Annotated in this window: 5 protein-coding genes and 1 rRNA gene; 1 reads left to right on the top strand and 5 read right to left on the bottom strand. The window is 42.2% G+C overall.

From position 1 onward, the window contains the following. The 5 genes from AACQ38_RS18825 to pepQ form a co-directional block, all read right to left on the bottom strand. Positions 1-215: ribosomal RNA gene (locus AACQ38_RS18825) — 16S ribosomal RNA — on the bottom strand; the annotation flags it as partial. A gap of 379 nt (positions 216-594) precedes the next feature. Further along, entirely contained in the window at positions 595-1,131 is a 537-nt protein-coding gene (hemG, locus tag AACQ38_RS18820) for a menaquinone-dependent protoporphyrinogen IX dehydrogenase (RefSeq protein WP_058588506.1), read from the bottom strand. A 23-nt stretch (positions 1,132-1,154) separates the two neighbouring features. Then, positions 1,155-2,606, bottom strand: coding sequence for a Trk system potassium transporter TrkH (gene trkH / locus AACQ38_RS18815; RefSeq protein ID WP_011148489.1), 1,452 nt, complete (start codon positions 2,604-2,606; stop codon positions 1,155-1,157). A gap of 37 nt (positions 2,607-2,643) precedes the next feature. Then, a complete protein-coding gene (locus AACQ38_RS18810) occupies positions 2,644-3,255 on the bottom strand; it encodes an IMPACT family protein (protein WP_011148490.1) in 612 nt (203 codons plus the stop codon). After that, a complete protein-coding gene (gene pepQ, locus AACQ38_RS18805; protein WP_165578804.1) occupies positions 3,255-4,589 on the bottom strand; it encodes a Xaa-Pro dipeptidase in 1,335 nt (444 codons plus the stop codon). The genes AACQ38_RS18810 and pepQ overlap by 1 nt, the downstream gene beginning before the upstream one ends. A gap of 273 nt (positions 4,590-4,862) precedes the next feature. On the opposite strand from pepQ, the gene fadB reads away from it, so the two are divergent. Further along, positions 4,863-7,049: a fatty acid oxidation complex subunit alpha FadB gene (gene fadB / locus AACQ38_RS18800; RefSeq protein WP_165578803.1), complete on the top strand. Its 2,187-nt coding sequence runs from the start codon at positions 4,863-4,865 to the stop codon at positions 7,047-7,049. Positions 7,050-7,053 lie beyond the last annotated feature (4 nt).

Here is a 7,053-nt window from a genome sequence, read left to right as displayed (position 1 = left end):
CCCTTTCAGGTCCCCCACTTTGGTCTCGCGACATTATGCGGTATTAGCCACCGTTTCCAGTGGTTATCCCCCGCCCTCGGGCAGATCCCCAGACATTACTCACCCGTCCGCCGCTCGTCAGCAAAAGTGCAGGCACTTTCCTGTTACCGCTCGACTTGCATGTGTTAGGCCTGCCGCCAGCGTTCAATCTGAGCCATGATCAAACTCTTCAATTTAAAGTTTGATGCTCAAAGAATTCTGACTAATTATTTCGTAATGAATTAACTGTTGTTCACTCTTCAAGACTTTAAAACGTATTTTTTTGTGATACGGTCTTGTGAGTGCCCACACAGATTGTCTGATTAATTGTTAAAGAGCAGGCTGACATAAAAAATAACATTCTCGTTCAGCCGGGCTGCGCATATTACGCTGTTCGCCCGCAGAGTCAAGCACTGATTATCGCTTTCTCTGCCCGACCTCACAATGTTTATCAGCGTTGTGTCGGTCAGTGGTGGCGCATTATAGGGCGTTCTTTGACGCTGGCAAGCATTTATTAAAAAAAAACTGCTGTTCGCAGTTTTTTTCAACAAAACACTGATAAAAAGAACAAATCAGTTATTTTTCACTCACTATTTTAAGGAAGTCATCGGTAAAATAATCAACTTGCTGCCAATCGGTATATTCAACCTCTTTAGTTGTATCAGTTTCCCCACCGGTCATTTTCATAATCATTTTAACCATTATCCGATCCAACCAATGATAACGAGGATAAAGTAATGCACCAGCAAAAACACCACACAAATCTGGCTTCCACGGGGTATTAAACAGAAACTTACGAACATACACATTTGTTTCTGGTGTACGTTTCTCTGGCTTCCTTGCTGTCAAATTCACGCCAAAAAATGCGGTTGGCATTTTATTAAGTTGCTGTTGATGACAGATTGCAAACTTTTTCAGTGCCGAATTGAAATGACCATATCTGATCGAAGCTCCAATCATAATCTTGTCATAAGATTCCAAATTGATCGTTTTTACTGTTGCTAAATCTCTGAGCTCACATAACTCCCCTGATCTGCGTAGATTTTCAGCAATGCGGGTGATAATTTTCTTAGTCTGTCCATCCCGACTGGAATAAAGTAATAAACAATTCATAGCTATATCCCTCTCCCAGTAGACTATTCACGCCAGAAGGTTGGTGTAAATAAAACTAATAAAGTGAATACTTCCAAGCGACCAAACAACATTGTTATAACTAATATCCATTTGGCTGCTGGATTCATTGCAGTGAAGTTATCCGCAACAACACCCAATCCTGGCCCTAGATTATTTAGTGTAGCGGCTATTGCCGAAAACGCAGAAAGTTCATCTACACCAGTTGCGATAAGTAATAATAAACTAATGATAAATACCAAAGCATAAGCAGAGAAGAATCCCCAAACAGCTTCAATAATCCTTTCAGGTAATGCTCTTCGCCCTAACTTGAGGGTATAAACCGCATTTGGATGAACCAATCTCTTCAATTCACGGGACCCTTGCAGGAATAGCAGTAAGATACGAATCACCTTCAGTCCTCCTCCCGTCGAGCCTGCACAGCCCCCAATAAAAGCGGAACACAACAGCAATATTGGCAAAAATGATGGCCAACGAGCAAAACTATCTGTGCTAAACCCTGCCGTTGTCGCCATTGAAACAACCTGGAAAAAAGCTTGGTTTAGTGTCTCTATCCCCGACTTATAAACAGCGTGATGCCATAAGATCAGAGTGCAAATAATAACAAGCACCAATTGAATGGAGATAAACATACGGAATTCAGGGTCCCGCCAATATACTGTCAGGCTACGTCCCGTTAATACCGCGAAGTGCAAACCAAAGTTACAACCAGAAATCAGCAGAAAAATCGCAATAATGGTATTTATCGCGGGGCTATTGAAATAACCAATACTCGCGTCATGTGTAGAAAATCCACCAATTGCGATAGTTGAAAAACTGTGAGAAATGGCATCAAAAACTGACATACCCGCAGCCCATAACGCTAAAGCGCAGGCGATTGTTAGTAACACATAAATCAACCATAAAGTTTTTGCCGTTTCAGCAATTCGCGGGCGCATTTTATTGTCTTTCAAGGGACCAGGCATTTCAGCCCGATAGAGCTGCATTCCCCCAACCCCAAGTAGAGGCAGTATTGCAACAGCCAGCACTATAATCCCCATACCACCTAACCATTGCAGCATCTGCCGGTAGAAAAGAATCGCTTTAGGCAAGGAATCAAGCCCAATTAGTGTCGTAGCACCCGTTGTTGTTAAACCGGAGAAAGATTCAAAAAATGCATCTGTAATAGAAAGATTTGGCTGTTCAGAAAAAATGAAAGGCAAAGCCCCAACACTGCCAAGGACTGTCCAAAACAAAGCAACGATAAGAAACCCTTCCCGAGGCTTTAGCTCGTGTTTTTGCTCCCGATTTGGTATCCAAAGCATTAAACCGATAATTAAGGCAAAAATAAATGTCTGACTAAATGCACGCCCAGCACCATCACGATAGATAAGTGCTACCAATCCTGGAATTATCATGGTGACAGAGAAAAGAATGACAAGCAGCCCGACAATACGGGTTATGGCACGAAAATGCATTTAGCTGGTTCCTTAGAAATCCAGTTACAGAGAATATTTACAGATCAGGTGTTAAATACAGTACACCGCGACTTAGATCACGTAATTTATCACCGACTTCCCCCACTAAGGTAGCTGGAAGTGAAATTCGCAAAGTAACATTCTCTGCATACTCACTGGAAATAATTTGCCCTGATGATTTCTGTAATAACTGTTCAATCATAGAGATATGGGCATATTCACACTGCAAGGAACAGAGTTTCTGTGGAACCTTATATTTTGTCTCCAGCAATTTCAGCGCCTGTTGGGCACCACTTCCATATGCCCTTACCAACCCACCGGTCCCTAATTTTATTCCACCAAAATAGCGGACAACAACCACAGTTATTTCACCGATATTATTTCCCATAAGTTGGGACAGTATCGGCTTACCTGCGGTTCCTGAAGGTTCCCCATCATCTGAAAAACCCAACTGTTGTGAATCATCCGGTGCACCAGCAACAAATGCCCAGCAGTGATGGCGGGCATCAGGGTACTGAGCTTTGATTTGCTGGATAAACGCTTTAGCCTCATCCACCCCGTCAGTATGCTCCAGCAAGGTAATAAAGCGACTTTTTTTAATCTCTTCAGTAAAACTCACTGAAGCTGCGGGTATCAAATAAGGCTTCATTATGACAATTGAAGATCCCGAGTCATGTTTTCCACTTTATTTTCATGGATCACAATATTGTCTTCAATACGAATACCACCGAAAAGTTTAAGCGTCCCAATTTTATTCCAGTCAAAATGTTTGCTGAACTCACTTTCACGCCAAGGTGCAAGCAGCGATTCGATGAAATAAAGACCTGGCTCGATAGTCAGCACCATGCGAGGTTCTAGAATACGGGTACAACGCAGATAAGGATACATATCCGGAGCGGCTAAATGTGTACCTGTATCATCCTGCATAAACCCTGCCACATCATGGACCTGTAATCCAAGAGGGTGACCAATGCCATGTGGAAAGAATGGCGTTGTCAGCCCTTCTTCAACCATGACTTCTTCACTGACATCTTTCACGATACCATATTTTTTCAACAACTTAGCAATCCGATGATGCATCTGAATATGATATTCGGTATAGCGAGTTCCCACTTTAATTGTACTAATTAACGCTTTTTGTTCAGCATCCATATCTTTAATTAAAGAAGCAAATTCATTATTACTTTTTGCTGAATAAGTGCGGGTGATATCTGCTGCATAGCCATTATATTCAGCACCAGCATCAATCAGGAAACTACGAATATCCGAAGGTGCATTGTGCTGCAATGCAGTGTAATGCAAAACAGCCGCATTCTCATTCATAGCAATAATATTGTTATAAGGCACATCTGTATCACGATGACCTGTTGCCATAAGATAAGAGATATTAATATCAAATTCACTCATCCCAGCCTGAAATGCTTCATAAGCTGCCAAATGCCCGACAATAGCCGTTTTTTGTGCTTCACGCATACAGACTAGTTCATAATCTGTTTTGTATGAACGATGGAAATGCAAATAATCAAGAACAGACTTTGGATTAATATTGCGTTCAGAGAAACCAATCTCTTTTGCTCTTTGCGGTGAACAACCGATGTAAGCAACATTCTGTTTTACATAAGTGCTTAACGCTGAATTAATATCTCCTGCATTTGCCAGATGAATCATTTCAACTTCTTTAGTCCAGTAGCTAGTCGGCAGCGGTTCTACGCTGTGCCAATAATCTACCGGCGAGTAAAACCATAATTTAGGTTTATTAATACCATCTACCCACAACCAGCAATTAGGCACTTTAGTTACTGGTACCCAAGCTTTGAAGCAAGCATTAACTTTGAAAGGGTAATCTCTATCATCAAGAAAAATATGCTGTAACTCACCAGAGTGAATAAGCAAAGCATCAAATTGATTACGGGCCAATGCTTCACAGGTACGTTGCTGCAATGTAGAGATATGTTCGTGGTACAGAGATGCCAACTTTTCCATTTCAATTGACCTTTTTTATTTTATGACTAAACCATTAGCTTATCACAGCCGTTGATATTTGCAGGTATCACGCAAAAACTCACTCAATTTATCCGTTCCCGCTAACACCTTATTTATCAAGATATAAAAACAATCATTGTCAGTGAGATACAAATCTCACTTGTGATCACCCTTGCAAAAAACTAATCACTCATTTGCATTTGCTTAACATAATAACCACAATCAAACCCATCTGGTCATACCAGATGGTATGCGCTCATTTAGGAGAACGACATGCTCTATCAAAGTGAAACAATTCAAGTAAGCTGGCTGAAAGATGGCATTGCTGAACTGGTTTTCAATGCCCCAGCCGCGATTAATAAACTAGATACCAAAACCGTTGCATCTCTCGACAAGGCTATTGCCAGCCTAGAGCAACAAACTGGATTGAAAGGCGTTTTATTACGTTCTGAAAAAACCGCATTTATTGTTGGTGCAGATATTACTGAATTCCTCTCTTTATTCGATTCACCTGTAGAAAAACTGCAAGAATGGCTTAACTTTTCAAATAGCATTTTTAACCGGATAGAAGATTTACCTGTACCAACCATTTCAGCAATAAACGGTTATGCTCTTGGTGGTGGTTGTGAATGCGTTCTATCTACAGATTTCCGTGTGGCCTCCCCGGATATACGCATTGGGTTACCAGAAACCAAACTTGGTATTATGCCTGGTTTCGGTGGCTCAGTTCGCCTTCCACGCCTGATCGGGACTGATAATGCATTGGATATCATTGCCGCAGGTAAAGACATTGGTGCAGAAGAAGCATTGAAAAACGGTTTGATTGATGCTGTTGTTCCCAAAGAAAAACTGGTTGATTCCGCAGTATCAATGCTGGAACAAGCAATTGCAGGGAACCTCGACTGGAAAGCCGCACGCCAGCCAAAATTAGAGCCTTTGAAACTCAATGAAACTGAACGAGGCATGAGTTTTAGTGTGGCAAAAGGTATGGTGATGAAAGTCGCCGGCCCTCATTATCCAGCTCCTATCACCGCAGTTAAATCTATAGAAAAAGCCGCTACATTTGGTCGCGATGAAGCATTGAAACAAGAAACCGCCAGCTTCATTCCTTTAGCACAGACAAATGTTGCCCGTGCCTTAGTGGGTATTTTTCTTAATGACCAGTACGTAAAAGGACTGGCAAAAAAACATCTGAAAGAAGTCACAACACCTGAATATGCCGCAGTTCTAGGTGCTGGAATTATGGGTGGTGGTATAGCCTATCAATCCGCCCGCAAAGGGATTCCTGTCATGATGAAAGACATCAGCCAGCAATCCCTTGAATTAGGTATGAATGAAGCCGCGAAACTTCTAAACAAGCAATTTGAACGTGGCCGTCTAGATGCTATAAAAATGGCGAGAACCCTCTCTTCTATTCAACCTACCTTAAATTATGCCGGTATCGAACAGGCCCAAATCGTGGTTGAAGCTGTAGTAGAGAATCCTAAGATCAAAGCGGCTGTACTATCAGAAACTGAAACTCTGGTTAATGAAGATTGTGTCCTAGCTTCCAACACATCAACAATTCCAATTTCAGAATTAGCTAAGTCCCTAAAACGCCCGGAAAACTTCTGTGGTATGCATTTCTTCAACCCGGTACACCGCATGCCGTTGGTTGAAGTCATTCGCGGTGAAAAAACGTCTGAAAAGACAATTTCAACCGTAGTCGCCTATGCCAGCAAAATGGGTAAAACTCCGATCGTCGTTAACGACTGTCCAGGGTTCTTTGTAAACCGAGTACTGCTTCCTTATCTCCTTGGCTTCGGTCTGCTATTGCGTGATGGTGGTGATTTCCGCCAAATAGACAAAATCATGGAGAAAGAATTTGGTTGGCCAATGGGCCCTGCTTACCTTATCGATGTTATTGGTCTTGATACTGCACATCATTCTCAATCCGTCATGGCCCAAGGGTTCCCAGATCGTATGCATCGTGATTATAAAGATGCCATTCATGTTTTATATGACAATCAACGTTATGGGCAGAAAAACGGCCTTGGCTTCTATAAATATACGCAAGATAAGAAAGGTAAACCTAAGAAAGAGCAAGACGAGCAAACAGACCAATTGCTGGCAACTATCTGCCAACAGAAGAGTAATTTCTCCGGTGAAGAGATCATTGCTCGTACTATGATCCCGATGATCAACGAAGTTGTCCGTTGTCTGGAAGAAGGTGTCATTGCCAGCCCAGCAGAAGCAGATATGGCTCTGGTTTATGGCCTTGGCTTCCCTCCATTCCACGGTGGTGTTTTCCGTTATCTGGAAACAATGGGAACTGCGGCTTACGTAAAAATGGCTGAAAATTATGCTCACCTAGGTGCTCTTTATCAGGTACCGCCTGGTCTGAAAGCCAAAGCTGAACGTAATGAAAGTTACTACTCTACAGCAGCAACGATTGCTGTCAGCACCGGAAAAACAGCGTGAGGTC

It is taken from the genome of Photorhabdus sp. RW14-46 (assembly GCF_963887965.1).
Taxonomy (GTDB): Bacteria; Pseudomonadota; Gammaproteobacteria; order Enterobacterales; family Enterobacteriaceae; genus Photorhabdus; species Photorhabdus laumondii.
Note: the sequence above shows the minus strand (reverse complement) of the source record. Positions and strands in the feature narration are given on the sequence as shown.

Coding starts and splice junctions, on each gene's coding strand:
- hemG (WP_058588506.1), bottom strand. CDS start 1,131: ATGAATTGTTTATTACTTTATTCCAGTCGGGATGGACAGACTAAGAAA.
- trkH (WP_011148489.1), bottom strand. CDS start 2,606: ATGCATTTTCGTGCCATAACCCGTATTGTCGGGCTGCTTGTCATTCTT.
- AACQ38_RS18810 (WP_011148490.1), bottom strand. CDS start 3,255: ATGAAGCCTTATTTGATACCCGCAGCTTCAGTGAGTTTTACTGAAGAG.
- pepQ (WP_165578804.1), bottom strand. CDS start 4,589: ATGGAAAAGTTGGCATCTCTGTACCACGAACATATCTCTACATTGCAG.
- fadB (WP_165578803.1), top strand. CDS start 4,863: ATGCTCTATCAAAGTGAAACAATTCAAGTAAGCTGGCTGAAAGATGGC.